Below are 26,366 nucleotides of genomic sequence, written 5' to 3' on the forward strand. Positions count from 1 at the left end.
GGATCCCGCCATGACAGACAGACCCACCCGCCATTTCCGCTCACGCGACTGGTTCGCCGATCCCGCCCGCTCCGACATGGTGGCGCTCTATCTGGAGCGCTTCATGAATTACGGCGTGACCCCCGAGGAACTGCGCTCGGGCAAGCCGATCATCGGCATCGCGCAGTCGGGCAGCGATCTGTCGCCCTGCAACCGCATCCATCTCGATCTGGCGAAGCGCGTGCGCGACGGCATCCGCGATGCGGGCGGCATTCCCATGGAATTCCCCGTCCACCCGATCTTCGAGAACTGCCGCCGACCTACTGCGGCACTGGATCGCAACCTCGCCTATATGGGTCTGGTCGAAATCCTCTATGGTTACCCCATCGACGCCGTGGTGCTGACCACCGGCTGCGACAAGACCACGCCGTCGCAGGTGATGGCCGCCAGCACGGTGGATATTCCCGCCATCGTACTCTCGGGCGGGCCGATGCTCGATGGCTGGCATGAGGGCGATCTGGTCGGTTCGGGCACGGTGATCTGGCGCAGCCGCCGCAAGCTGGCCGCTGGCGAGATCGATGAGGAAGAATTCCTGCAGCGCGCCTGCGATTCCGCGCCTTCCGCGGGCCATTGCAACACGATGGGCACGGCTTCGACCATGAACGCCGTCGCCGAGGCGTTGGGGCTCTCGCTGCCCGGTTGCGCCGCCATTCCGGCCCCCTATCGCGAGCGCGGGCAAATCGCCTATGCCACCGGCCAGCGCATCGTCGAGATGGCCTATGAGGATCTGCGCCCCTCGAAAATCCTGACGCGCGAGAGCTTCCTCAACGCTATCCGCGTCGTCACCGCCATCGGCGGGTCGAGCAATGCCCAGCCCCATATCGTCGCCATGGCCCGCCACGCCGGGGTGGAGATCAAGGCCAGCGACTGGACCGAGCATGGCTACGACCTGCCGCTGATCGTCGACATGCAGCCTGCCGGGCGTTTTCTTGGCGAGCGTTTCCACCGTGCGGGCGGCGTGCCAGCGGTGATGTGGGAACTGCTTGAGGCGGGCAAGCTGCATGGCGAGAGCCTGTCGGTCACCGGCCAGTCGGTGGGCGAGAATGTCGGCAAGCGCCCCGCGCGCGACCGCGAGGTGATCCGTCCCTTCGACCAGCCCTTGAAGGAAAAGGCCGGTTTCCTTGTGCTGGCGGGCAATCTCTTCGACTTCGGCATCATGAAGACCAGCGTCATCAGCGAAGAGTTCCGCAACCGCTATCTCTCGCGCCCCGGCAGCGAAGGCGTGTTCGAGGCCCGCGCCGTGGTCTTCGAGGGCGGTGACGATTACCACCACCGCATCGACGATCCTGCCCTCAACATCGACGAGAACTGCATTCTGGTGATGCGCGGCGCGGGCCCCCAGGGCTGGCCGGGCAGCGCCGAGGTGGTCAACATGCAGCCTCCCGCCGCCCTGATCCAGAAGGGCATCCAGTGGCTGCCCACGCTGGGCGACGGCCGCCAGTCGGGCACCTCGGACAGTCCCTCGATCCTCAATTGCTCGCCTGAAAGCGCGGCGGGCGGGGGCCTGTCATGGCTGCACACCGGCGACACCATCCGCATCGACATCAACAAGGGTGAGTGCAACGCTCTGGTCGATGCAGCCGAGATCGAGCGCCGCAAGGGCGACGGCCTGCCCCCCGTGCCACCCAGCAACACGCCCTGGGAAGAACTCTTCCGCGAGAAGACCGGCCAGATGGGCGAAGGCGCGGTGATGGATATGGCGGTCAAATATCGCGGCCTTGCCGCCAAGACGCCGCGTCATAATCACTAAGACAGATCGGGGGAGCGGGCCATGCCCCTCCCCCCGTTTTTGCCGATCAGATGATCGGCGCCATCATCATGGCAAAGTCCCGCAGCGCCCTACGGATACGGGCATTCCTGATAGCCTCCAGCGCGTCCGGCACGCTGACCCAGCGCCGCTGACGCTGAAACATCTCCGGCCAGACCAGCGCCAGACTCTCGACCTCCAGCGAGAAGACCTGCATCTCCTCCCGGACGGCATCGGCATCCTTGCCGGTCACAGACAGATCGAAGCGGGCGACAAGCGCCTGATCGACCACGCCCAGCGCCCCTGCTTCCTCATAAACCTCTTCCTGAGCCGACAGGGCGGCCGTCTTGCCCGGCTTGACCTTGCCCTTGGGCAGGATCCAGTTGCCCTTGCTGCGTGACGTCACCAGCAGGATCTCCAGATCGCCACTTTGCGCCCTGCGGTAAGGTATTGCCGCACATTGCATTGCCAAACCCTGCATCTCTCTTGGTTTATGGGGGTGTCCTATCGGATTCGACAGGTACCCCGCAAGCCGTCGGCGCCCCTTCTGGCGCAAGAACGGCGATTTTCCATGGGGCGAAAACCCACTCGCCCGCCAATGTTCCCGCTGGGGGAGGCTTATCGCGCCCGTGTGCACAGCGCCGTGGTGGTGATCCACGCCGAAAGATCGATGACGTCAAAAGCATCCTTGGCGTGCGCGGCGGCCAGATCAAGCGGCTGGTCACCATGCCCGATGGCGATGATGTGGCGCAAACGACGGTGCATCTGATGCGTGTCTCGCGGCGCGATATCCGCAATGGGGTGGCCCGGATGAAAGAGGAACCCGGCGTTCATGCCGTCGAGATCAAGGCCAGCAAGGCGCGGCGCGACCCCTCCTGATCAGCCCGCCAGCTTCTTCAACCGGCGCGGCAGATCGGCACTGATCTTGCGCTGCTCATGCGGCTGAGCCTTCTTCCATTGGCGGCATTCGGGCTTGGTGCGTCCGCAGCCACGGCACCAGCCGGTGCGGCCATCGAAAACACAATTTTCAACGCAAGGGGATCGCATGGCGTGGCCCCTAGCCGATATCGAGGGCCAATGCAGGCTCTTTTCAGGGATCGCCCGCCAAAGCGGAAATGTGATCATTGAACTTGCCATCACATTCCTATGTGATAAACACAAGCCCATGTCACAGACTCTCATCGAACGCGTCCGCCGCCTCATCACCGATGGTGGCATGACCAAGTCCGGCCTTGCCCGTGCGGCGGGGCTCCATGCCAACACATTGCGCGACGTGGGCGAGCCCGAGTGGAACCCCACCGCCGAAACGCTCAGCAAGCTGGAGCGCTTCCTGTCGGACAATGATGAAACCCCCGTCCTCGTCTCCATCGAGGAGATCATCGAGGAAGCCCGCAACGGGCGCATGTATATCCTGGTCGATGATGAAGACCGCGAGAATGAGGGCGACCTTATCATTCCCGCGCAAATGTGCACCCCCTCCGCCATCAATTTCATGGTCACCCATTGCCGTGGCCTGGTCTGCCTCGCCCTCTCCTCCGAGCGTATCGACGAGCTGGGCCTCGAACCGATGCACCGCCACAACCGCACCCCGCTGGGCACCGCCTTCACCGTATCCATCGAAGCCCGCGAAGGCATCTCCACCGGCATTTCCGCGCAGGACCGCGCCCGCACCGTCTCCGTGGCGATCGACGGCTCGAAGGGCTCCGACGATATCGTCAGCCCCGGCCATGTCTTCCCGCTGCGCGCCCGCCCCGGTGGCGTGCTGGTTCGCGCCGGGCACACCGAGGCGGCGGTCGACATCTCGCGCCTCGCCGGCCTCAACCCCTCGGGCGTGATCTGCGAGATCATGCGCGAGGACGGCACCATGGCCCGCTTCGACGATTGCGTCGCCTTCGCCCGCCAGCACGGCGTGAAGATGGCCACCATCCGCGACCTGATCGCCTATCGCCGCAAGCATGACCGCATGGTCTCGCTCAAGTCGGAAAGCACCTTCACCAGCCGCTTCGGCGGTGACTGGGCCGCCCGCGCCTATTTCAACAAGGCCACCGGCGAGGAAAACCTCGTGCTGGTCAAGGGCCGCATCGACCCGACCACCCCCACGCTGGTGCGCATGCACGCCACCTCGCTCTTCGCCGACCTGCTGGGTGAGGTCAGCCCGCGCGCCGACCTGCTCCACCGCTCGATGGAGATCATCGGCGAGGAAGGCGCGGGCGTGATCGTCTTCGTCAACCGGCCCACCAGCGAAGTTTCACGCGCTTTCGAATTGCGCGAACAGGCGCGGGCGGGCAATATGAAGCCCATCGAGGAACTGCGCGATTACGGCGTGGGCGCCCAGATCCTTGCGGAACTGGGGGTTCACGAGATCACCCTCCTCACCAACACCCATCACACGCTTGTCGCGCTGGAGGGCTATGGCCTCTCCATCGTGGGCGAACGCTGCATTCAAGGATAATTCCATGGCCAAGTTTCTGATCGTCGAAGCCCGCTTCTACGACCACCTCAACGACCAACTGATCGCCGGCGCCAAGGCCGCGATCAAGGCCGCCGGCCATAAGTCCGAGGTTATCACCGTGCCCGGAGCGCTGGAAATCCCCGCCGCCATCGCGCTGGCGGATTCGACGGGCGATTACGAAGGCTATGTCGCCATCGGCGTGGTGATCCGCGGCGAGACCTATCACTTCGAAATCGTGGCGGGCGAAAGCGCGCGCGGGATCATGGCGCTTTCGATGGATGGCCTGCCGATCGGCAATGGCATCCTGACGGTCGAGAACGAAGAGCAGGCTCTGGTCCGCGCCGATCCGGCCCAGAAGGACAAGGGTGGTGAGGCTGCTAAGGCGGCGATTGCGCTGCTGGCTCTGAAAGAGAAGTTCGGGGCTTAAGAGGTTAAGGGGAAAGTGCGAGGGGGTTACCCCCTCGCGCTCCCATGACGTCTCCCGACGAAAGGGCAGCGCTGATTTATAGGCTGCGCCCCGCCGCGAAGCGGCTTTAAGATGATTGCCTCCGGCGGTGAGGTTTTGCGCAACGGCGCGGCCTTAACTGCCCTTTCGTCGGAAGACGTCATGGGGGTGCAGGGGGTGTAACACCCCCTGCTTTCATCCTTTACCTTCTTACCAGATCTTCGCCCGCTTCTCCGGCGGCAGATAGAGCTTGTCGCCCGGCTTCACGCCGAAGGCATCATACCACGCATCCAGATTGCGCACCGTCAGCGCGCGATACTGGCCCGGAGCGTGGCCATTCGTCGCCACAATGTTGCGCAGCGCTGCTTCGCGGTACTTGGTCGCCCAGGTCTGCGCGAAGGCGAGGAAGAAGCGCTGATCGCCGGTCATGCCGCTGATCACCGGAGCCTTCGCGCCGTGCAGCGAGGCGTGATAAGCGTCCAGCGATGCCGCCAGCCCGGCCACGTCGGCGATGTTCTCGCTCAGCGTCAGATCGCCCTTGATGTGCAGGCCCGGATAGGGCTCGTAGGCGCTGAACTCTTCCGCCAGCATCTTGCCCGCCGCGTCGAAGCGCTTGAGGTCCTGCTCGGTCCACCAGTTGCGCAGGCGCCCGGTGGCGTCGAAGGCCGCGCCCTGATTGTCGAAGCTGTGGCTGATCTCGTGGCCGATCACCGCGCCCACCGCGCCATAGTTGTAGGCGGCATCGGCGGCGGGGTCGAAGAAGGGCTTCTGCAGGATGGCGGCGGGGAAGTTCAGCGCGTTCTGCACCGGCAGGTTGAGCGCATTGACCGTCTGTGAGGTCAGCCACCATTCGTTGCGGTCGAGCGGCTTGCCCAGCTTGGCCAGTTGGTGGGCGGTGTCGAACTTGCCCGCCGCCACGGCATTGGCATAGGCGTTGTCGGGGGTGACTGTAAGGCCGGCATAGTCTTCCCAAGTGTCGGGATAGCCGATGCCGACGATGATGCCCTTGACCTTGGCGATGGCCTCGGCCTTGGTCGAGGGGGCCATCCAGTCGAGCGCCTGAATGCGGCTGGTGAAGGCGGCCTTGATGTTGACCACCATGCCCTGAATGCGCGTCTTGGACGAGGCCGGGAAATAGCGGCCCACGTAAATCCGCGCCAGCGCATCGCCCAGAGCGTTGTTCACCGCCGCCAAGGCGCGCTTGTCGCGCGGGCGGGGTTGGGCAACGCCGCTCAGCACCGTGCCGTAGAAGGCGAAGCGGTCGTCGTCGATCTGCTTGGGCAGCACGGCGGCGTATTGGCTCACCTGATGGAAGGCCAGCCAGTCCTTCCAGACCGAGAGCGGCTCACTGGCGACCAGAGCGGCCAGAGCGGGGATCGCCTTGGCCTGATAGGCGGCGAACTTACCCGTCCAGGTGATGTTGGCGCCGGACAGGAAAGCATCCCAGTCCAGACCGGGGGCCTTGGCGGGCAGGTCGGCGCGGGTCCACAGGGTGGTGGCGTGCTGGAAGTCCTCGCTCTCCTCGCGGCCGACATGGGCTTGGGCGATCTTTATCTCCAGCGCATAGATGGCATCGGCGCGCGCCTGCGCATCGCCCTGTGCCAGCCCGGCGTCGGTCATCAGCCTGGCGATATAGGCGCGGTACTTGCCCTGGATCGCCACCATCTTGGGATCGGTGGAGAGGTAATAATCCCGCTCGGGCATGCCAAGGCCGCCCTGCATCAGATAGGGCACCACCTCGCCGCCGGTCAGCGCCTGCGTCACGAAGAGGCCGAAGAGGTTCTCGGTGTGGAAATTGGTGGCGTTGAGCGGGTCGAGATCGGCGCGCACCTGCTGGCCGAGCACCCGGCTCAGGCTGGTCTTGTCGGTGATGGCGGCGAAACGGTCGAGATCGGGCTTGACCGGGGCAAGACCTCTGGCCTCGATCGCCGCAGTGTCGAGATAGGCGCGGTAATAGTCGCGGATCTTCTGCGCATCGCTGCCAGGCGCGGCAGGCTTGGCCAGCAGATCGGCGATCACGGTGTTGAGCTGGGCCTCGGTGGCATTGGACGCGGTGAGGAAGCTGCCCACGGAAGCGCGATCGGCGGGGATGTCCGTCCGCGCCAGCCAGGTGCCATTGGCATAGAGGTAGAAATCATCTCCGGGACGGATCGACTTGTCCATGTCCGCCGTCTGCACGCCCGCGCCCTGCCCGGCCGCCTGCGCGTAAGGCGCGGCCATGGCCAGAGCGCAACACGCCGCAAAACTGCCGAGATGGCGGAAGGTCCGTGCCATTCTGATGGCATCCTGATGCTTCATGAGGGGATCATCCTTTCCCATTGCATGTCCGAGACCCGGTCAGCGACGGAACGCACCAAAACTGCGGCTGACCGCTGACCGTTCATGCCTCTGTCACTACGCCTGCCAAGGAACAATGCAATCAGGGTGGATGACGATGGCGGTTGACCGCCACGCAGGCGCAAGGCGCGAAATACGCGAAAAGTATAGATGAATTGCTTTATGGTGATGCCCCTAGCAACAATGCAGCGAATTCATCGCGCCGTCCGCATTATCCTTCCCGGCATGCGCCCGGCCGATCAGCCCGACAATCCACAAGATGATGACAGGCTCCGTGCGATCGCCTTGCGTAAGATGCTGCGTGAAGCGCTGATGCAGCTCGACGGCATGGGTGCCAATCTGGCGGCGGCACATCTGGCGGCCTGCATCGATTCGCTGAACCGGCGCTTCGATCTGGACTAATTCATCCCCACTTATTTTTCCCCGACGAACGGGAGAAATCAGGCACTTTCACAAAAAGTATCAAAATGGATGGAATTATCATCCATTTTCGGTTGGACGTTACGCAACTTAACATCATATTAATGCCGGATCGAGCGTTTGCGATTCGAGCAATTCGTTGCGGCATGACAAGCCAAAGGAGTTGGAGAAGTTATGAATGCAACATTCAAACGTCTCCCCACTCATCGTCAGGATCATGACGCACCGCAGGATGCAGATACGAAATTGCGGGATATCGCGCGGTCGCTCGATCTTTTAGTCAGCGAATTGCAACTGGTTGCGGACACTCATCACATCACTCCTCCCAAAAGTGATGATGACACGCTGGATCGCGCGATCCAGATCTATCGCAACCGCCGCCGCCGGGAGCAGATTTTTGGCGACGCCACACTGTTTGGCGAACCGGCCTGGGACATCATGCTGGATCTGTTCGTGGCCTCTCGCCATGCCAAGCGGATCGCGGTGACCAGTGCCTGCATCGGCTCGGCGGTGCCCGCGACAACGGCGCTGCGCTGGATCAAGATCCTGGAAGAACGCGGACTGATTGAACGCGAGGTCGATGAAATCGACGCGAGACGCATCTTCGTGCGCCTGTCGCCACGCGGCAGCAGCCTGATGGAAGAATTCCTGGCAAGCTGACAGAGAGCCGGTGCGCAACGATGGTGCACCACTGCCCCATCGCCGGAAGACGTCATGGGAGCGCGAGGGTGTAACACCCTCGCACCTACCCCTTATCTTTACTTCAGCAGACGACCAAACGCGCCCTTACCGGCGTAGATCGCGCCCGAACCCAGCTCTTCCTCGATACGGATGAGCTGGTTGTACTTGGCCAACCGGTCCGAACGGGCCAGCGAGCCGGTCTTGATCTGACCGCAGTTGGTAGCGACGGCGAGGTCGGCAATCGTCGAATCCTCGGTCTCGCCCGAACGGTGGCTCATCACGGCGGTGTAACCGGCGCGCTGGGCGATGCTCACGGCTTCCAGCGTCTCGGTCAGCGTGCCGATCTGGTTGACCTTCACCAGCAGCGAGTTGGCCAGGCCCTTCTCGATGCCCATGGTCAGGCGCTTGGGGTTGGTGACGAAGAGATCGTCGCCCACGAGCTGCACCTTGTCGCCGATCTTGTCGGTTAGGGCCTTCCAGCCTTCGAAATCGTCCTCGCTCATGCCGTCCTCGATCGAGATGATCGCGTAGTCCTGCGAGAGCTTGGTGAGGTAATCGGCGAATTCCACCGGCGAGAGCGACAGGCCTTCGCCGCTGATCTCATACTTGCCGTTCTTGAAGAACTCGGTGGCGGCGCAGTCCAGCGCCAGCAGCACATCGGTGCCCAGCTTGAAACCGGCCTTCTCGACCGAGGCGCCGATGAAGTCCAGCGCGGCGCGCGTGCTGGCGATGTTGGGGGCAAAGCCGCCCTCGTCACCCACGGCGGTGGCCAGACCCTTGGCCGACAGGTCCTTCTTCAGCGTGTGGAAGATCTCGCTGCCCCAGCGCACGGCCTCGGCGATCGAGTCGGCGCCCACCGGCATGACCATGAATTCCTGGAAATCGATGGGGTTGTCGGCATGCTCGCCGCCGTTGATGATGTTCATCATCGGCACGGGCAGCACATGGGCCGACACGCCGCCGACATAGCTGTACAGCGGCAGACCGCGCGCATCGGCGGCAGCCTTGGCAGCGGCCAGCGACACGCCGAGGATGGCGTTGGCGCCCAGACGGGCCTTGTTGGGGGTGCCGTCCAGCTCGATCATGGCCAGATCGAGGTCGCGCTGGTCTTCCGCGTCGCGGCCTTCGAGCAGCTCGCTGATCTCGTCATTGACGGCATCGACGGCCTTGAGCACGCCCTTGCCCAGATAGCGGCTCTTGTCGCCGTCGCGCAGTTCCACGGCTTCATGCGCGCCGGTGCTGGCCCCCGAGGGAACCGCAGCCCGACCGAAGCTGCCATCTTCCAGCAGAACATCGACCTCGATCGTGGGGTTGCCACGGCTGTCGAGAATTTCGCGGGCATGGATATCGAGAATCGCGGTCATGGCGGGTTCATCTCCTCTGGACCAACTCAAAGGTCTTTCGTGACTGCTCCTTAGCAGCAGAGCCTTGGCAGGCAAGCTGCATTGCAGCATGATGGACCCAGGGACCACTTGCGGCGTTCCTGTAACGAGCAGGCGATTCTCGCTTTGTAATGAGCGGGCGATTGTCGCCAGACCCATGCCCCGCGGTGACCCGCCAGAGGAGGATAAAGCCATGGCCAAGACCGAAGCCACCGAGCACCTTGAAAAGTCCGCCAAGGACACCGCCCATTCGGCGGCCGAAACGATCCACGCCGCCAAGGATGTGGCCGGAGAGGCGGCTGCGGACGCCAAGGATCACGCCAAGGCCCGCTTCGCGCAGGCGCTGGATGAAGCCAAGGCCAGCGTCTCGGCACTGGGCAAGAAGGCCCATGAACAGACCGAGGCCTACCGCGAAAAGCTGGCCTCCGCCGATCTGATCAACCAGGGCAAGGAACTGGCCGCTGACGCCGCTGAACGCGCCGCCGCTCTGGCCAGTGACGGCAAGTCCAAGGCCAGCGATCTGCTGACCAGCCTGGGCAAGGTCGTGGCTGACAATGCCGGTGTGGTGAACGACAAGCTGGGCGAAAAATACGGCGATTACGCCCGTACCGCCGCCCGCTCGATCCAGGAAACGGCCGCCAAGCTCGAAGCCAAGGATCTGGGCGAGCTGGGCGAGGACGCCAAGGGCTTTGTCCGCGCCCGGCCCTTCGTGGCGCTGGGGATCGCGGCGGTTGCCGGGTTCCTGGTCGCCCGCGCTTTCACCAGCACGCCCGAGGTGCAGGAAGAAGCCTGATCCTGCGATCCGCTTGACCGGATTTCCGCGCGGGGGAGCGGCACAGATGCCGCTCCCCCGTGTTGCCATGCAATTTGGGGCTTGCCGGGCGTCGCGTCAGGCATGAATGTTGGGGCATGATTGACGAAACCGAACAGCATGACGATCAGGCGAACCAGCATGAAGGTGCAGGAAAACGCCCCATGGCGCTGACTTCGGAAATCGAGGGGCTGATTGCCGCCGCGCGTGAGGCCTTTTCCAGCGAGGTCGCCTATCAGCGCGCCCGCGCCATTCTGGCCAGCAAGATTGCCGGGCGGATCGCCGGTCTGGCAGCACTGGCGGCGGCGCTGGTGTTCTTTTTGCTGCTGGCGCTGGTGGTGGGCTTGCTGCTGGCACTCGCGCCGCTGCTGGGCACATGGCAGGCGCTGGGCATCGTGGTGCTGGCGCTGCTCTTGGGCATGGCGGTGGCAGCGTGGGCCGCTTTGCGTGCATGGCGGCGCCTCAAGGGCGTGCTGACCGGAAAGGCCAAGCCATGATCCAGGACGATGATCTGGCCGTGCTCAAGGCCCGCCGCGATATTTCGCGCGCCAATCTGGTCGAACGCATCGGTGAGGTGCGCCATCTGGCCGCCAATCCCACGGCCCTGATCAGCCGGGCCCGCGCCGATCTGGAACATGGCACCCGCTCAGCCACCTTTCAGGCGCTCGATATCGCCAATGACAATCGCGGCATCGTGGTTGCCACAGCCTCGGCGCTGGCGCTGTGGCTGATGCGACAGCAAGTGGCGCGGCAGATCGCGCTGCAACTGGGTCACAAGCTGGGCGACAGTGCCATCGAGGCGGGCAAAGCCCTGGCGGATCGTGCGCCAAGCTGGCTGGAAAATCTGGGCGACCGGCTGAAAAAGCCCGAAAGCAAGCTGGCTCGTGTAAGCCGCTGGCTGCCCTGGGGCAAAAAATAGGTATGTGACGGGGCGGCGCATGCCCCCTGCCCCCCGACTTTTGGCGAGTCCGGACCTTTCCCCAGGGCGAAAGCATGGCTTTCGACAGGATGCGATGCTATGCGGACGGCTCCTTCCCCCCATTCATGGGATATGCAATGCAGAAACTACACCTCGTGATCGGCGGCCGCGTGAAAGACCCGCAGGGCCTCGATTTTGTCGACCTGAAGGCTTTGGACTATGTCGGCGTGTTCCCCGACTATGCTTCGGCCGAGGAAGCCTGGCGCGGTGCCGCCCAGCGCAGCGTCGACGATGCCGAGATGAAGTATGTCGTCGTCCATCTGCATCGTCTGCTCGACCCGGCTTCGGAAGGCTGAGGTCAGGCGACCGCGCAGGACACAAAAAAGGCCCCAGCGATGGGGCCTTTTACGTTTGAGGTGAAGCGCCGGCTTCCCGGCACCCTCTCAGATGATGCGCCGGTTACCCGGCGCGGGCACACTCAGATGAACTCGATCTTGTTCACCACATAGAAGCGCTCACCGGCAGGCACGCTGACTTCGATCTCGTCCTCGATCCGCTTGCCGATCAGCGCGCGGCCCAGAGGCGAGTTGTAGCTGATCTTGCCGCCCTTGGCGTCGGCCTCATAGGTGCCGACGATCTGATAGCGCACCGGCTTGTCGTCATCGTCGAGCAGCGTCACCGTGGCACCGAACACCACCTTGTCGCCCGAAAGCGTGGTGGGATCGATGATGGTGGCGCGGCTGATCTTGTCCTCCAGGTCGGCGATGGTCGCCTCGACCTGGCCCTGGCGTTCTTTCGCCGCGTGATATTCGGCGTTTTCCGAAAGGTCGCCATGAGCGCGCGCTTCCTCGATCGCATCCACGATCTGCGGGCGCTCCTCACGCAGCGCCTTCAGCTCGGCGTTCAGCTTTTGATAGCCTTCCGCCAGCATCGGCAGCTTTTCGACACTCGCCATGTTCCGTCATCGTCCTTTTCAAGGCCCTCCCGTTTCAGCGACAGTTTCCCTAACCCGTTGGATAATCTCAACGGATTAAGGCCGATCGCTGGTGTGGGGAGGGCGTGATCGATCAACTATAATAGGACTGGAGCGGGCAAACTTCAAGTTTCGCGCGCGAAAGAGCCTCGATTGCATCCACAGCCGCGACACTGGCCGCCGCCGTGGTGAAGGAAGGCACCCTGGTGGAGAGCGCGATCTGACGGATCGACTGCGAATCCTTCAGGCTCTGCCAGCCTTCGGTGGTGTTGAAGATCAGCGCGATATCGCCATCGACGATCTTGTCGACGATATGCGGACGCCCTTCGGCCACCTTGTTCAATGCTCCACGGCAACGCCCTGATCGGCCAGGAACTTCGCCGTGCCGCCCGTGGCGACCAGCTTGAAGCCCATTGCCACCAGCTTGTGCGCGGCAGGCAGGATCACCGGCTTGTCGCTGTCCTTCACCGAGACGAAGACCGTGCCGCTCTGAGGCAGCTTGGTGCCCGCGCCCAACTGGGCCTTGGCGAAAGCGGTGGGGAAATCCTTGTCGATCCCCATCACCTCGCCGGTGGACTTCATTTCCGGGCTCAGCACCGGATCCACGCCCGCAAAGCGGTTGAAGGGGAACACGGCTTCCTTGACCGCCACATAGGGCAGGTCGCGCTTGAACGGCTCGAAGGTCGAGAGCTTCTCGCCCGCCATCACCCGCGCGGCGATCTTGGCCACCGGCTGCCCCAGCGCCTTGGCGACGAAGGGCACGGTGCGGCTAGCGCGCGGATTGACCTCGATGAGGTAAACCTCGCCATCCTTGACCGCGAACTGGATGTTCATCAGCCCCTTCACGCCCAGCGCCAGCGCCAGCAGATGGGCCTGACGCTCCATCTCGGCGATGATGTCGGCGGGCAGCGAGTAAGGCGGCAGCGAACAGGCCGAGTCGCCCGAGTGAATACCGGCTTCCTCGATATGCTGCATCACGCCCGCCACGCGGACTTCCTCACCATCGCACAGCGCATCGACGTCGCATTCCACGGCATCGCGCAGATACTGGTCGATCAGCACCGGGCTGTCGCCCGAGACCTGCACGGCGGTGGTGATGTAGTCATCGAGCTGCTGCAGGCTGTCGACGATCTCCATCGCGCGGCCACCCAGCACATAGCTGGGGCGCATCAGCACCGGGTAACCGATACGGCTCGCCACGGCGACAGCTTCGTCGCGGCTGCGGGCGATGCCGTTGGCGGGCTGCTTGAGGCCCAGCTTTTCCACCAGATCGGCGAAACGCTCACGGTCCTCGGCCAGATCGATGGCGTCCGGGCTGGTGCCCAGGATCGGGATGCCGGCATCCTCAAGCGCCTGCGCCAGCTTGAGCGGGGTCTGGCCGCCGAACTGCACGATGACGCCCAGCAGCTCGCCCTTAGACTGCTCAACGCGCAGGATTTCCAGCACATCCTCGCCGGTCAGCGGCTCGAAATAGAGGCGGTCCGAGGTGTCATAGTCGGTGCTGACCGTTTCCGGGTTGCAGTTGACCATGATGGTTTCATAGCCGACCTCCGCCAGCGAGAAGCAGGCGTGGACGCAGCAATAGTCGAACTCGATGCCCTGACCGATACGGTTTGGACCACCACCAAGGATGACGACCTTCTTACGATCCGAAGGCGCGGCCTCATTCTCGGGCTCGCCGAACAGCGGGGCCTCATAGGTCGAGTACATGTAGGGCGTGATCGCCTCGAACTCGGCGGCGCAGCTGTCGATGCGCTTGAACACCGGGTGGACGCCCAGACGCTCACGCAGCTTGCGCACTTCGGTTTCGCTGGTGGCGCCAGCCATGGCTTCCACCACATCATGCAGCAGGCCCGAGCGAACCGCATTGGCACCCGCGACCGGGTTCACCGACTTGACCGCCAGCTTGGCCAGACGCTTGTCCGAGAAGCCCATGGCTTTCAGGCGACGCATACCCGCCGCATCGGTGGGCAGGCCGTGGCATTCGATGTTGGCCTCTTCCGCGATGATCTCTTCAATGTGGCGCAGGAACCACTTGTCGAAATGGGTGATCGCGTGGATGTCCTCGACCGTGAAGCCCTCGCGGAAGGCTTGCGCCGCGACCAGCAGACGGTCAGGCGTGGCGCGCGACAGGGCGGCGGTGATATCGTCACGCGCGGCGCCGACCAGAGCATCGACGCGGTTGAAACCATCCAAACCGGTTTCCAGACCGCGCAGCGCCTTCTGCATCGATTCCTTGATGTTGCGCCCGATGGCCATCACCTCGCCCACCGACTTCATCGCGGTGGAGAGCAGCGGCTCGGCGCCCTTGAACTTCTCAAAGGCGAAGCGCGGGATCTTGGTCACGACATAGTCGATCGAGGGCTCGAAGGACGCAGGCGTGGCGCCCGTGATCTCGTTGGTCAGCTCATCCAGCGTGTAGCCCACGGCCAGCTTGGCCGCGACGCGCGCGATGGGGAAGCCGGTGGCCTTCGACGCCAGAGCGGAAGACCGCGACACACGCGGGTTCATCTCGATCACGATCAGGCGGCCATCCTTGGGATTGACCGCGAACTGCACGTTCGAGCCGCCCGTTTCCACGCCGATCTCACGCAGCACCGCCAGCGAGGCGTTGCGCATGATCTGATATTCCTTGTCGGTCAGCGTCAGCGCCGGCGCGACAGTGATGGAGTCGCCGGTGTGGACGCCCATCGGATCGACATTCTCGATCGAGCAGATGATGATGGAATTGTCGTTGCGATCACGCACAACCTCCATCTCATACTCCTTCCAGCCGAGCAGCGATTCCTCGATCAGCACCTCGGTGGTGGGGCTGGCGTCCAGGCCCGAACGGACAATCGCCTCGAACTCGGCCTTGTTGTAGGCCACGCCGCCGCCGGTGCCGCCCATGGTAAAGGACGGGCGGATGATCGAGGGCAGGCCCGTGCGCTTCAAGACCTCGAAGGCCTCGTCCAGCGTGTGGGCCACGCCGCTGCGGGCGGATTCCAGGCCGATCTTGTCCATCGCCTCGCGGAAGCGCTGGCGGTCCTCGGCCTTGTCGATGGCGTCGGCATCGGCGCCGATCATCTGCACACCGAACTTCTCCAGCGTACCGTCACCGAACAGCGCGAGCGCGGTGTTGAGCGCGGTCTGGCCGCCCATGGTGGGCAGCAAGGCCAGCGTGTCCTGCGGGCGCTCGGCGCGCTCACGCTCGATGATGCGGGCCACGATTTCAGGCGTGATCGGCTCGATATAGGTGGCGTCGGCCATCTCGTGGTCGGTCATGATCGTGGCCGGGTTCGAGTTGACCAGGATCACCCGGTAACCCTCTTCCTTCAGCGCCTTGATCGCCTGCGTGCCCGAATAGTCGAACTCGCAAGCCTGGCCGATGATGATGGGCCCCGCGCCGATGACGAGGATCGAGTTGATGTCAGTGCGCTTCGGCATCAGGCGAGGCCCTCAATGAATTTCTGGAAAAGGTAGAAGCTGTCCATCGGACCGGGCGAGGCCTCGGGATGGTACTGCACGGAGAAGGCCTTTTTGCCGGTGATCGACAGGCCGCAGTTGCTGCCGTCAAACAGCGAAACATGGGTTTCCACCACGCCCTCGGGCAAGGTTGCGCTGTCCACCGCGAAGCCGTGGTTCATCGAGGTGATCTCGACCACGCCTTCGGCCGTGCGCTTGACCGGATGGTTGGCGCCGCGGTGGCCCTGATGCATCTTGATGGTCTTGGCGCCGGTGGCCAGACCCAGCATCTGATGGCCAAGGCAGATGCCGAAGAGCGGCACATCGCGATCGAGCAGCGCCTTGATCACCGGCACGGCATATTCGCCGGTGGCCGCCGGATCGCCGGGGCCGTTCGAGAGGAACACACCGGCGGGCTTGAGCGCCAGAATGTCCTCCAGCGAGGTTTCGGCGGGCACGACAGTCACGCTGGCGCCAGCCTTCACCAGATTGCGGAAGATGTTGTCCTTCGCGCCATAGTCGATTGCCACCACATGGGGACGCGGATCGCTGTCGGGGCGGCCATAGCCCTGCCCCAGCGTCCAGACCGAACCTTCCCAATCCTCATTGGCGGTGCGGGTGACGACTTTCGCCAGATCGAGGCCTTCAAGGCCGCTCCAGGCCTGAGCCTGGGCGATCAGCGCCTGCAGATCGAAGTTGCCTTCGGGATCATGGGCGATCACCGCGTTGGGCGCACCGGCCAGGCGGATACGGCGGGTCAGCGCGCGGGTGTCGATGCCCGAGATGCCGATCTTGCCCTTGCTCGCCAGCCATGCGGGGAATTCACCCTGGGCGCGGAAGTTGGAGGGGGCGGTCACGTCTTCGCGCACCACGCAGCCCACCGCGCCATCGACCTGCGATTCCAGATCCTCGTCATTCACGCCGACATTGCCGATGTGCGGAAAGGTGAAGGTCACGATCTGCCCGGCATAGCTGGGGTCGGTCATCACTTCCTGATAGCCGGTCATGGCGGTGTTGAAGCACACTTCGCCAACCGCGCTGCCCACGGCGCCGAAGCCTCGGCCCCACAGCACGCTGCCATCGGAAAGCACCAGGACAGCCGTTGCATCGGCAGGTTTAGGCGCAAGCGTAGGGGCGGGGTCTGCCATAGGGGGCGCTCCGTTCTAGGGGTTTCGGACATGGTTGCTAAGGCCCGCCCGCTAGACCCCGCACCCCCATCCGTCAACCCCGCAGCAGGCCTATCAAATCGGGAATTTTCCCGCTAGTCTGTATCGCTTGCGCTGCAATGCAGCGGAAAGACAGTGAAATTCAGGAAAGAACGAGAAAATGATCCGCGACTCGATCAAGGCCGCTCAGGTTACCGCCATGAAATCCGGCGACAAGGAGCGCCTGGCCGCCGTCCGCCTGATCCTTGCCAAGATCAAGGACAAGGATATCGAGCTGCGCACCGCCGCCACCACGCCGGATGACGACACGCTGGTGGTCGATGTGCTGCAGAAGATGGTCAAGCAGCGCCGCGAATCGATTGCGATGTATGAAACCGGTGGCCGCCCCGAACTGGCCGCCGCCGAAGCCGCCGAAGTGGCGGTGATCGAAAGCTTCCTGCCCCAGCAGATGTCCGAGGACGACACCAAGGCCGCCATCGAGGCGATCAAGGCCGAGGTTGGCGCCACCGGCATCCGCGACATGGGCAAGGTGATCGCCGAGCTGAAGGCGCGCCACGGCGCCGTGCTTGATATGGGCAAGGCGAGCGGTCTGGTGAAGGCCGCGCTGGCTTAAGATGGGATTGTGGCGGCGCTATCTCGACTGGCGCCGCCGCCATGTTGCCGCTCTGGAATTGACGAGTGACGGCTTTCGCCTTGCGCATGGCCGGGCGAGCCAAGTGGTGGCGTGGCAGGATATCCGCCAGATCACTGCCTTCAAGCGCGATCTCTATGCTTTTGACTGCATCTGCCTGTTGCTGGCCACGCCAGACGGCGTGATCGAAGTGAACGAGCAGATGGCCGGTTTCGTCGCCTTTCGCGAGGCGATGGAAGCGCATTTCGGCTTCGCGCCCACATGGTATATCCAGATCATGACCCCGGTGTTCGAGCCGACGCCGCTTCACCTCTACCGCCACCCTGATTTTGCCGAGCCCACCGCATGAGCCTCTCTCCCCAATGGATCGACGAGCTGCGCAGCCGTATCACGCTCTCCAGCGTGATCGGGCGGACCGTGCGCATCCTGAAGGCCGGGCGCGAGTTCAAGGCCTGCTGCCCATTCCATGGGGAAAAGACCCCCAGCTTCACCATCAATGACGAGAAGGGGTTCTACCACTGCTTCGGCTGCGGCGCGCATGGCGATGTGATCCGCTGGATGACCGAGCAGCGCGGCCTCTCCTTCATGGATGCCATCAAGGATCTGGCCGAGGAAGCGGGAATGGAAGTCCCCGCCCCCGATCCGCGTTCGGCGGAAAGGGCGCAGAAGCAGGCCGGATTGCATGATGCGATGGGCGCGGCCCAGAGCTTTTTCATGCGCCAGTTGGAGGGCGGCGAGGGCAGCACGGCGCGGGCCTATCTGGCGACGCGCGGCTTCCGCCCTGACATCGTGCGCGAGTTCGGCTTCGGCTATGCGCCCGAGGGGCGTCAGGCGATGAAAGCCGCCCTCACCGATCTGCCCGATGCCCTGCTGATCGAGGGCGGCCTGCGCATCGCGGTCGATGGCAAAGAACCTTACGACCGCTTCCGGGGCCGCCTGATGCTGCCCATTCAGGATGCGCGCGGGCGGGTGATCGCCTTTGGCGGGCGCATTCTCGACAAGACCAAGACCGATGCGCCCAAGTATTTGAACTCGCCCGATACGCCGCTCTTCGACAAGGGGCGCACGCTGTATAACCAGCATCGCGCCTCCCCCGCCTCGCGCCAGAGCGGGCGGATCATCGTGGTCGAGGGCTATATGGACGTGATCGCGCTGGCCAATGCGGGGTTCAGCGATGCGGTCGCGCCGCTGGGCACCGCACTGACCGAGACACAGATCGAGATGCTGTGGCGCATGGTGGAAACGCCGATCCTCTGCTTCGACGGCGATGCGGCAGGACAGCGCGCGGCGATGCGCGCTGTCACCCGCGCCCTGCCCCTGCTGCGCCCGGCCCATTCCTTGCGCATCGTGCGGATGCCGGTGGGGCAAGACCCCGACGATCTCATCAAGGCGCATGGCCCCCAGGCCATGGAAGCGATGCTGGGCGAGGCACAAAGCCTGCTCGACACGCTGTGGCTGCATGAACGCGACGCCATCCCCACCGACACGCCCGAGGCCAAAGCCGGCCTGAAAGCGCGGCTGATGGCCCATGTCGACACGATTGCCGACAAGGACATCAAATCGCTCTACCGCAGCGAGTTGCTGGAGCGCTTTTCCGCCTATGCCTTCCCCCGCCGCGATCAGGGCTTCACCAGAGGCGGCCCTGCCCCGCGTGCCCAGCGCGAATGGCAGCCGCCGCGTAAAGGAGGCCGCTTCGGGCGCGATTTCGTGCCGGATGTGCCGCATCCCCGTACCTCGGCCATGGTCGCGCGGGTGGCGCCGTGGCGCGCGGCGGCGCTCGATGCGGTGGTGGTGGGGCTGATGCGCCTGCCCTCGGTGATCGGCGCTCAGGTGGAGGCCTTGTCGGCCCTCGCCGCCGAGGATGCCCGCATCGATGCCCTGATCGATGCCGCCATGAGTGGCGAGGGTCTTGAACCGGAACGAATCGCTACCATATTCGCTGAGCGAGGTTGGCTCCCTCCTCGCCAGGAACCGATCAAGGGCATGGGCTTTATCTTTCTGCAAGATGACGCCGCGGTGCAAGAAGGTGGGTCCGCGATGGCTCAACTGGTTGACGTGATCGCCGTGTTGACCGAAAGGCCGCAGGTCGAACGCGCGCTGGCGGAGGCTTCGGCGCAGGCTGCTTTTAGCGAGGCGGCCTTTGCCGAACAGCAACGCTTGCGCATGCGTCTGAACGATGTGCAAAAAAGGGAACTGGATTTGAAGGCGCGACTCGGGCAAATGGCTCTCGCGCAATCCGCAGCCGATGACGTATCAGGCGGCTTGAATTCGTAAATGGGAGCCGCAAGGCCCCCTTCAAGATGGCGAAATGATGGACGAAGAGATTTCTGGCGCCGAAATGTCGGGCAACGATCGGGGTGAAGGTGGCGATGCGCCCCTGATCGACCTCAATGAAGCCTCGATCAAAAAGCTGATCGCCCGTGCCAAGCGGCGCGGGGTCATCACCTATGACGAGCTGAACGAGGCCCTCCCGCAGGACCAGATGTCGTCCGAGCAGATCGAGGACATCATGGCCGCGATCAGCGAGATGGGCGTGAACATCGTCGAAAACGACGATGACGCGACCGATCCCGAGGACCGCAAGGCCGAGGACGCCGAGGATGAGGAGGCGGTCGACGATCGCCCCGATCTGGTCAAGAAGAAGGAAACGGTCGAGCGGACCGATGACCCCGTGCGCATGTATCTGCGCGAAATGGGCGCCGTCGAACTGCTGAGCCGCGAGGGCGAAATCGCCATCGCCAAGCGCATCGAGTCCGGTCGCGACACGATGATCCTGGGCCTGTGCGAAAGCCCGATCACCTTCCACGCCATCATCCAGTGGTCCGAAGCGCTCAACAACGGCGAGATGCAGCTGCGCGAGATCCTCGATCTCGACGCCATGCTCTCCAAGGAGCCGCAGCCGGAAAACCTCAATGAGGACGGCGAGGACGAGAACGACGGCGAGATCAGCGAATCGACCGCCGGTCCTTCCTACAAGGAAGAGGAAGACGTTCAGGAGGAAGAATCCGCCGACGAGGAGGATGAGGACGGCATCGAGCGCCGCGCCCGCCGCCCCGCCGAGGAAGAGGAAGAGGACAACACTCTTTCGCTCGCCCAGATGGAAGCGCAGCTCAAGCCCGAAGCACTTGAGAAGTTCGCGCTGATCACCGATCTGTTCCTGGCCTTCGAGAAGATCCAGTCCGAACGCCTCGATTTCATGAGCGTGGGCAACGATTTCCCGCTGGACCGTGAAACCGCCTACCAGCAACTGCGCGAAGACCTGACCGCGCAGGTGGAAAGCGTGCAGTTCCACGCCAGCAAGATCGAATATCTGGTCGACAACCTCTATGCCTTCAACCGCCGCCTGACTGCCCTTGGCGGCCAGATGCTGCGTCTGGCCGAGCGTCACAAGGTGAGCCGCAAGGACTTCCTCGACGCCTATGTCGGGCGTGAGCTGGACGATGCCTGGCTGGGTTCGGTCGCCACGCGCGACAAGAAGTGGGCCGCTTTCGTCGCCAATGAAGGCGATGCCGCCGAACGTATCCGCGCCGAAGTGTCGGACATCGCCGCCAACACCGGCATGGCGCTGCCCGAGTTCCGTCGCATCGTGAACATGGTGCAGAAGGGCGAGCGCGAGGCACGCATCGCCAAGAAGGAAATGGTCGAGGCGAACCTGCGTCTCGTGATTTCCATCGCCAAGAAGTACACCAACCGCGGTCTGCAGTTCCTCGACCTCATTCAGGAAGGCAACATCGGCCTGATGAAGGCGGTCGACAAGTTCGAATACCGCCGTGGTTACAAGTTCAGTACCTATGCGACGTGGTGGATCCGTCAGGCCATCACCCGCTCGATCGCCGATCAGGCGCGCACCATCCGTATTCCGGTGCACATGATCGAGACGATCAACAAGCTGGTGCGCACCAGCCGCCAGTTCCTGCACGAGCAGGGCCGCGAGCCCACGCCCGAGGAAATGGCCGAGCGTCTGTCGATGCCGCTCGAAAAGGTCCGCAAGGTGATGAAGATCGCCAAGGAGCCGATCTCCCTCGAAACACCGATCGGCGACGAGGAAGACAGCCATCTGGGCGATTTCATCGAGGACAAGAACGCGATCATCCCCGTGGATGCCGCGATCCAGTCCAACCTGAAGGAAACCGTCACCCGCGTGCTGGCCTCGCTCACCCCGCGTGAAGAGCGCGTGCTGCGCATGCGTTTCGGCATCGGCATGAACACCGATCACACGCTGGAAGAAGTCGGCCAGCAGTTCTCGGTGACGCGCGAACGTATCCGTCAGATCGAGGCCAAGGCACTGCGCAAGCTCAAGCACCCGAGCCGCTCGCGCAAGATGCGCAGCTTCCTCGATCAGTAAGATGCGCAAGATCAGGCTGATCGCTGCTTTCGCCGGTCTGGCATGCGCCTCTCAGGCCATGCCGGCGCTGGCGCAAGGGAATGGGGTTCCGGCGGCTGTAGCTGCCGGAGCCGCGGTTCCGAATGAGGCCAGCCTGAAGCTGTCCCGCGAGATCATCGCGGTGGCCTGGCCCGAAGATCAGCGCATGGTGATGATGCGGCGCATGCAGGATGCCATCCTCGCGCCGATGAAGGCCAATCTTCAGCTTCCGCCCGAGCTGAACGATCCGGGCCTCCACAAGATCCTGCAGGATTACATCGACCGTGTGCCCGAAACCATGGCTCCGGTGATGGCCCAGCATATGCCCGGCCTGTTCGAGGCGATGGCGCATGCCTATGCCCGCACCTTCTCGCCGGGCGAGCTGGAGCAGATCCTGGCCTTCGCGCATACGCCTGCGGGCGGGAAGTTCTTCTCGCGCTCCACCACTCTGCTGCAGGACCCGGATGTGGCGGCGGCCAATGGGACGATGATGCGCGCGGCCCAGCAGGCGACCATGCAGTCGCTGGGCGAGATGCAGGGCAAGATCCGCGATTACTTCAAGGCCCACCCCGAAGTGGCCGCCAAAATGAAAGAGCAGGCAGAAGCTAAAAAGCCCTGATCCGCAGGCAAAGGGCCTGGTTCATTCAGCGTTCAGTTCAGGAAAGGCTCCATCGCTCGGCCTGCTGCGAAAGGTCGTCTTATGCGCTGGACCGCCCTGCTGCCCCTGATCCTGCTCACGGCCTGCCTCGACAGGGGCGCCAGCGACAAGGTAACCTTGTGCGAGCGCAGCCCTTTCTGCTCTGCCCACCCCCTGCCCGATGGCCAGAATGGCATCGAATGGACAACCCAGGGCGGCGCGAGGAACGCGGGCGCGCCTGCGGCCACAGTCAAGCATTAAAAACGCGATTGTCGCGGCCAAGACTGGCCCTTTGTTGCATTCCCCTCTATGGGCACCTGCGAATCCCGGCCAAGAGGAACCCGCAGCCCCATGCGCATCGCCATCGCTTCCGACCACGCCGCCTTCGATCTGAAGGCAGAGCTTGTCACCTTCCTGCGCGAGGAAGGCCATGAGGTGAGCGATCTGGGCCCCGAAACCGCCGACCGCGTCGATTATCCCGATTACGGCTACAGGCTGGGCGACGCCATCGCCAAGGGCGAGGCCGATTTCGGCGTGGCCCTGTGCGGCAGCGGCATCGGCATTTCCATCGCCGTCAACCGCAACCCGGCGGCCCGCTGCGCTCTGGTGAGCGAGCCCTATTCGGCCACGCTGGCGCGCGAGCACAACAATGCCAATGTCATCGCGCTGGGCGCGCGGCTGACCGGCATCGACATGGCCAAGGCCTGCATTTCCGCTTTTCTTGCCGGGCAGTTCGCCGGCGGCCGCCATGGCCCCCGCGTCGACAAGCTCTCGACCCCCTCCTGCTGAAGGACACGCAGATGACCGCCACCCTTACCGATGTGCGCCCCCAGGGCTTCTTCACCGGCACGCTGGCCGAGCGTGATCCCGAGATCACCGGCTGGATCAACAAGGAACTCCAGCGCCAGCGCGACAAGATCGAGCTGATCGCAAGCGAAAACATCTGCTCGACCGCCGTGCTGGAAGCCGCCGGTTCGATCCTGACCAACAAGTACGCAGAGGGCTATCCGGGCCGCCGCTATTACGGCGGTTGCGAGTATGTCGATCACATCGAGAGCATCGCCATCGAGCGCGCCAAGCAGCTGTTCGGCGCGCAGTTCGCCAATGTGCAGCCCAACTCGGGCAGCCAGATGAACCAGGCGGTGTTCCTGGCGCTGCTGCAGCCCGGCGACACCTTCATGGGCCTGGACCTCAACTCGGGCGGCCACCTGACGCATGGTTCGCCGGTCAACATGAGCGGCAAGTGGTTCAACCCGGTCGCTTACGGCGTGCGCGAGGACAACCAGCTGATCGATATGGATCAGGTGGCCGACATCGCCCGCACGCACAAGCCCAAGCTGATCGTCTGCGGCGGCACCGCCTATTCGCGCCCCTGGGACTGGAAGCGCTTCCGCGAGATCGCTGACGAGGTCGGCGCCTATCTGATGGCAGACATGAGCCATATCTCGGGCCTGGTTGCTGGCGGCGTGCATGAGAGCCCGGTGCCTCACGCCCATGTCACCACCACCACCACGCACAAGTCGCTGCGCGGTCCCCGCTCGGGCATCATCCTGACGAATGACGAGGCGCTGGCCAAGAAGTTCAACTCGGCGATCTTCCCCGGCCTGCAGGGTGGCCCGCTGGTCCACATCATCGCCGCCAAGGCCGTGGCCTTCGGTGAGGCGCTGACGCCCGAATTCAAGGCCTATGCCCGTCAGGTCAAGGCCAATGCCCATGCGCTGGCCACCAGCCTTCAGGCAGAGGGTCTGGGCATCGTCTCGGGCGGCACCGACAACCATCTGATGCTGGTCGACCTGCGCCCCTTCGGCGCCAAGGGCAAGCATGCCGAGCATGCGCTGGACCGCGCCGCCATCACCTGCAACAAGAACTCGATCCCCTTCGACAGCGAGAAGCCCCTGCTGACCAGCGGCATCCGTCTGGGCACGCCGGCGGGCACCACCCGCGGCTTCGGCGAGGCCGAGTTCACCCAGATCGGCAAGTGGATCGCCGAGGTGGTTGCCGCGCTGGGCAAGAACGGCGCCGAGGGCGATGCCCAGATCGAGGCCCGCGTGGAAGCCCAGGTGCAGGAACTGTGCGCCAACTTCCCGATCTATCCCAACCTGGCCTACTAAGGACCAACAGACCTTGCGTTGCCCTTTTTGCGCCCATGACAACACCCAGGTGAAGGATTCGCGTCCCGCCGAGGACAACACCGCGATCCGCCGCCGCCGCCAGTGTGAAAACTGCGGCGGCCGGTTCAGCACCTTTGAGCGCGTACAGCTTCGCGAGGTTTTCGTGATCAAGAGTGGGGGCTCCTCGGACGCCCCCACTCGCCGCGAACCCTTCGACCGGTCCAAGATCGACAAGTCCGTGTCGCTGGCCTGCCGCAAACGCGGCATCGCTCAGGAGCGGCTCGACCAGTTGGTCAGCGGCATCCAGCGCCAGATCGAGACCATGGGCGAAAGCGAAATCGCCAGCCACGCCATCGGCGAGATGGTGATGGAGGGCCTGCGCCAGCTCGACAGCGTGGCCTATATCCGCTTTGCCTCGGTCTATCGCGATTTCTCCGAAGCGCGCGATTTCGAGGAATTCGCCAGCAATGTCCGCGATATCGGGAGCCGGGCTCATGACTGATGCTCCTCACAAGCCCGTCATCGTGCTGGTCCGCCCGCAACTGGGCGAGAACATCGGCAAGGCGGCGCGCGCCATGCTCAACTTCAGCCTGACCGAGCTGCGGCTGGTTTCCCCGCGTGACGGCTGGCCCAACCCCAGCGCCGGTCCTGCCGCTGCGGGCGCCGATGTGGTGCTGGAAAAGGCGCAGGTCTTCGAGACTTTGGCTCAGGCCGTGGGCGATTGCGCCCATGTCTATGCCACCACCGTGCGCAAGCGCGGCGTCACCAAGCCGGTGCTGACCCCCGAGGAAGCCGCGCGCGAAATCCACGCCCATGCCCCGCAGGCCGATGCCACGCAGGGCCGCAGCGCCATCGTCTTCGGCCCCGAGCGCTCGGGCCTGGAAACCGACGATGTGGCGCTGGCCCGCGCGATCATCACCGTGCCGATCAACCCGGACTTCGCCTCGCTCAATCTGGCCCAGGCGGTGATCCTGTGCGCCTATGAATGGTCGAAGGGGATCGGCAAGGATGGCGATCTGGCCCAGCCCACGCAGGAAGAGCTGCTGCCCCCTGCCCCGCAGGACGAGCTGGAAGGCATGATCGGCCATTTCGAGGCTCTGCTGGAGCCCAAGGGCTATTTCTTCCCCGAAAGCCGCGCCGCCGCCACGCACCGGACCTTGCGCAGCATGCTGACCAAGCCGCGCTGGAACCATCTGGAAATACGCACGATGCGCGGCGTGCTCTCCGCACTCGGACGGCAGCAGCGCGACTGATCCTCACCCCGTCATACTGCGAAGCAATTCACCGCATCGCAGCAAATTGCCCCTTGCGTCCGCGCACTATGCTGGCAAGCTGCAGCAACAGTTTGCAACAGGGGCAAATTCCATGCGTTTTCTTCTTCCTCTCGCCGTGCTGGCGGGAGCATCTCTTGCCGTTCCCGCGCTGGCCGAGGATGCGCCTGCAGCGGCCACGTCATCCGCCAAGGCCGCCAAGCCCAAGAAAGTTTGCCGCGCCGATGCCTCGCTGGGCTCGGTGATGCCGCGTTATGTCTGCCACTCCAAGGAGGAATGGGCCGCCATCGACAAGGCTACCCAATCCGCGACCGACGGCGCGCTGAATGGTGCGGGCCCCTCGCTGAAAGGCGCCGGCAACTGATCTGATGCCCAGGGCAGCATGGGCGCTTGACGAAGCACGTCCAAGTCGCTAACGGCCACCCCCTACATGGAGCCCGCCCTCACCGGCGGGCCTTTCCATTGGCCCCGCACTCCGGTGAAGCGGTGGCCGCCTGCGGGAGTCGCTCGCAGGGTGCGCGCCGGATGAAACAGACC

27 protein-coding genes and 1 pseudogene are annotated in these 26,366 nt (G+C 64.0%); 21 read left to right on the forward strand and 7 right to left on the reverse strand.

From position 1 onward, the window contains the following. Window positions 1–10 precede the first annotated feature (10 nt). Window positions 11–1,789 (forward strand): IlvD/Edd family dehydratase, encoded by a 1,779-nt coding sequence (locus ABDW49_RS11930; protein WP_343612141.1) that lies wholly within the window; start codon window positions 11–13, stop codon window positions 1,787–1,789. Window positions 1,790–1,835: 46 nt separating this feature from the next. On the opposite strand, the gene ABDW49_RS11935 is transcribed toward ABDW49_RS11930, so the two are convergent. Then, window positions 1,836–2,267, reverse strand: a complete 432-nt coding sequence (locus tag ABDW49_RS11935; RefSeq protein WP_343612142.1) for an NUDIX hydrolase — start codon at window positions 2,265–2,267, stop codon at window positions 1,836–1,838. A gap of 212 nt (window positions 2,268–2,479) precedes the next feature. Here ABDW49_RS11935 and ABDW49_RS11940 point away from each other — a divergent pair, with 212 nt between their 5' ends. After that, on the forward strand, window positions 2,480–2,665 hold the full coding sequence (locus ABDW49_RS11940; protein WP_343612144.1) for a hypothetical protein: 186 nt from the start codon (window positions 2,480–2,482) through the stop codon (window positions 2,663–2,665). Here ABDW49_RS11940 and ABDW49_RS11945 read toward each other — a convergent pair whose 3' ends face one another. Beyond that, entirely contained in the window at window positions 2,666–2,833 is a 168-nt protein-coding gene (locus tag ABDW49_RS11945) for a DUF1289 domain-containing protein (RefSeq protein WP_343612146.1), read from the reverse strand. It lies immediately after the preceding gene. A gap of 118 nt (window positions 2,834–2,951) precedes the next feature. Between ABDW49_RS11945 and ribB the strand changes: the two genes are divergently transcribed. Next, window positions 2,952–4,238, forward strand: a complete 1,287-nt coding sequence (gene ribB, locus ABDW49_RS11950; protein ID WP_343612148.1) for a 3,4-dihydroxy-2-butanone-4-phosphate synthase — start codon at window positions 2,952–2,954, stop codon at window positions 4,236–4,238. A 4-nt stretch (window positions 4,239–4,242) separates the two neighbouring features. Beyond that, entirely contained in the window at window positions 4,243–4,665 is a 423-nt protein-coding gene (ribH, locus tag ABDW49_RS11955; protein ID WP_206239849.1) for a 6,7-dimethyl-8-ribityllumazine synthase, read from the forward strand. Window positions 4,666–4,893: 228 nt separating this feature from the next. Here ribH and ABDW49_RS11960 read toward each other — a convergent pair whose 3' ends face one another. Next, complete coding sequence (locus tag ABDW49_RS11960; protein WP_343612152.1) at window positions 4,894–6,957, reverse strand: M13 family metallopeptidase; 2,064 nt, start codon at window positions 6,955–6,957, stop codon at window positions 4,894–4,896. 225 nt (window positions 6,958–7,182) lie between these two features. Between ABDW49_RS11960 and ABDW49_RS11965 the strand changes: the two genes are divergently transcribed. Together ABDW49_RS11965 and ABDW49_RS11970 are read left to right on the forward strand one after the other, a co-directional pair. Continuing rightward, complete coding sequence (locus ABDW49_RS11965) at window positions 7,183–7,422, forward strand: hypothetical protein (protein WP_343612153.1); 240 nt, start codon at window positions 7,183–7,185, stop codon at window positions 7,420–7,422. 192 nt (window positions 7,423–7,614) lie between these two features. After that, a complete protein-coding gene (locus tag ABDW49_RS11970) occupies window positions 7,615–8,100 on the forward strand; it encodes a winged helix DNA-binding protein (RefSeq protein ID WP_343612155.1) in 486 nt (161 codons plus the stop codon). A gap of 98 nt (window positions 8,101–8,198) precedes the next feature. Here ABDW49_RS11970 and eno read toward each other — a convergent pair whose 3' ends face one another. Next, window positions 8,199–9,485: a phosphopyruvate hydratase gene (gene eno / locus ABDW49_RS11975; RefSeq protein WP_343612157.1), complete on the reverse strand. Its 1,287-nt coding sequence runs from the start codon at window positions 9,483–9,485 to the stop codon at window positions 8,199–8,201. 211 nt (window positions 9,486–9,696) lie between these two features. Here eno and ABDW49_RS11980 point away from each other — a divergent pair, with 211 nt between their 5' ends. The 4 genes from ABDW49_RS11980 to ABDW49_RS11995 all read left to right on the forward strand — a co-directional run bounded on the left by ABDW49_RS11980 (window position 9,697) and on the right by ABDW49_RS11995 (window position 11,589). Further along, window positions 9,697–10,296 (forward strand): hypothetical protein, encoded by a 600-nt coding sequence (locus ABDW49_RS11980; RefSeq protein WP_343612158.1) that lies wholly within the window; start codon window positions 9,697–9,699, stop codon window positions 10,294–10,296. A 116-nt stretch (window positions 10,297–10,412) separates the two neighbouring features. After that, on the forward strand, window positions 10,413–10,811 hold the full coding sequence (locus ABDW49_RS11985) for a hypothetical protein (protein ID WP_343612160.1): 399 nt from the start codon (window positions 10,413–10,415) through the stop codon (window positions 10,809–10,811). Further along, the gene (locus tag ABDW49_RS11990) at window positions 10,808–11,233 is read left to right on the forward strand and encodes a hypothetical protein (protein ID WP_343612161.1); all 426 of its coding nucleotides are present in this window, start codon (window positions 10,808–10,810) and stop codon (window positions 11,231–11,233) included. Before ABDW49_RS11985 ends, ABDW49_RS11990 begins: the two co-directional genes overlap by 4 nt. A 137-nt stretch (window positions 11,234–11,370) precedes the next feature. Further along, window positions 11,371–11,589, forward strand: a complete 219-nt coding sequence (locus ABDW49_RS11995; RefSeq protein ID WP_343612163.1) for a DUF4170 domain-containing protein — start codon at window positions 11,371–11,373, stop codon at window positions 11,587–11,589. A 122-nt stretch (window positions 11,590–11,711) separates the two neighbouring features. On the opposite strand, the gene greA is transcribed toward ABDW49_RS11995, so the two are convergent. The 3 genes and pseudogenes from greA to carA all read right to left on the reverse strand — a co-directional run bounded on the left by greA (window position 11,712) and on the right by carA (window position 16,798). Beyond that, entirely contained in the window at window positions 11,712–12,188 is a 477-nt protein-coding gene (gene greA / locus ABDW49_RS12000; RefSeq protein ID WP_206239835.1) for a transcription elongation factor GreA, read from the reverse strand. Window positions 12,189–12,300: 112 nt separating this feature from the next. Further along, window positions 12,301–15,632 (reverse strand): annotated as a pseudogene (gene carB / locus ABDW49_RS12005) (carbamoyl-phosphate synthase large subunit). Then, on the reverse strand, window positions 15,632–16,798 hold the full coding sequence (gene carA / locus ABDW49_RS12010) for a glutamine-hydrolyzing carbamoyl-phosphate synthase small subunit (RefSeq protein WP_343612165.1): 1,167 nt from the start codon (window positions 16,796–16,798) through the stop codon (window positions 15,632–15,634). Before carA ends, carB begins: the two are co-directional and overlap by 1 nt. A 178-nt stretch (window positions 16,799–16,976) precedes the next feature. Between carA and ABDW49_RS12015 the strand changes: the two genes are divergently transcribed. The 11 genes from ABDW49_RS12015 to ABDW49_RS12065 all read left to right on the forward strand — a co-directional run bounded on the left by ABDW49_RS12015 (window position 16,977) and on the right by ABDW49_RS12065 (window position 26,193). Further along, a complete protein-coding gene (locus tag ABDW49_RS12015) occupies window positions 16,977–17,429 on the forward strand; it encodes a GatB/YqeY domain-containing protein (protein WP_343612166.1) in 453 nt (150 codons plus the stop codon). A gap of 1 nt (window position 17,430) precedes the next feature. After that, the gene (locus ABDW49_RS12020) at window positions 17,431–17,796 is read left to right on the forward strand and encodes a hypothetical protein (protein WP_343612168.1); all 366 of its coding nucleotides are present in this window, start codon (window positions 17,431–17,433) and stop codon (window positions 17,794–17,796) included. Further along, window positions 17,793–19,721, forward strand: a complete 1,929-nt coding sequence (gene dnaG, locus ABDW49_RS12025) for a DNA primase (RefSeq protein WP_343612170.1) — start codon at window positions 17,793–17,795, stop codon at window positions 19,719–19,721. Before ABDW49_RS12020 ends, dnaG begins: the two co-directional genes overlap by 4 nt. A 64-nt stretch (window positions 19,722–19,785) precedes the next feature. After that, a complete protein-coding gene (gene rpoD, locus ABDW49_RS12030) occupies window positions 19,786–21,792 on the forward strand; it encodes an RNA polymerase sigma factor RpoD (protein WP_343614264.1) in 2,007 nt (668 codons plus the stop codon). Window position 21,793: 1 nt separating this feature from the next. Further along, window positions 21,794–22,429, forward strand: coding sequence for a DUF2059 domain-containing protein (locus ABDW49_RS12035; RefSeq protein ID WP_343612171.1), 636 nt, complete (start codon window positions 21,794–21,796; stop codon window positions 22,427–22,429). Between the two features lie 81 nt (window positions 22,430–22,510). Beyond that, entirely contained in the window at window positions 22,511–22,708 is a 198-nt protein-coding gene (locus ABDW49_RS12040; RefSeq protein ID WP_343612172.1) for a hypothetical protein, read from the forward strand. Window positions 22,709–22,798: 90 nt separating this feature from the next. Beyond that, window positions 22,799–23,236: a ribose 5-phosphate isomerase B gene (gene rpiB / locus ABDW49_RS12045; RefSeq protein WP_343612174.1), complete on the forward strand. Its 438-nt coding sequence runs from the start codon at window positions 22,799–22,801 to the stop codon at window positions 23,234–23,236. A gap of 11 nt (window positions 23,237–23,247) precedes the next feature. Then, window positions 23,248–24,558 carry a serine hydroxymethyltransferase gene (glyA, locus tag ABDW49_RS12050; protein WP_343612175.1) on the forward strand — a complete coding sequence of 437 codons (1,311 nt, stop codon included), beginning with the start codon at window positions 23,248–23,250 and terminating at the stop codon, window positions 24,556–24,558. 13 nt (window positions 24,559–24,571) lie between these two features. Then, window positions 24,572–25,060: a transcriptional regulator NrdR gene (gene nrdR / locus ABDW49_RS12055; protein WP_343612176.1), complete on the forward strand. Its 489-nt coding sequence runs from the start codon at window positions 24,572–24,574 to the stop codon at window positions 25,058–25,060. Next, entirely contained in the window at window positions 25,053–25,811 is a 759-nt protein-coding gene (locus tag ABDW49_RS12060) for an RNA methyltransferase (protein ID WP_343612177.1), read from the forward strand. Before nrdR ends, ABDW49_RS12060 begins: the two co-directional genes overlap by 8 nt. Window positions 25,812–25,923: 112 nt before the next feature. Then, window positions 25,924–26,193, forward strand: coding sequence for a hypothetical protein (locus ABDW49_RS12065; protein ID WP_343612178.1), 270 nt, complete (start codon window positions 25,924–25,926; stop codon window positions 26,191–26,193). Window positions 26,194–26,366: the final 173 nt, after the last annotated feature.

The organism is Novosphingobium sp. (assembly GCF_039595395.1).
GTDB lineage: Bacteria > Pseudomonadota > Alphaproteobacteria > Sphingomonadales > Sphingomonadaceae > Novosphingobium.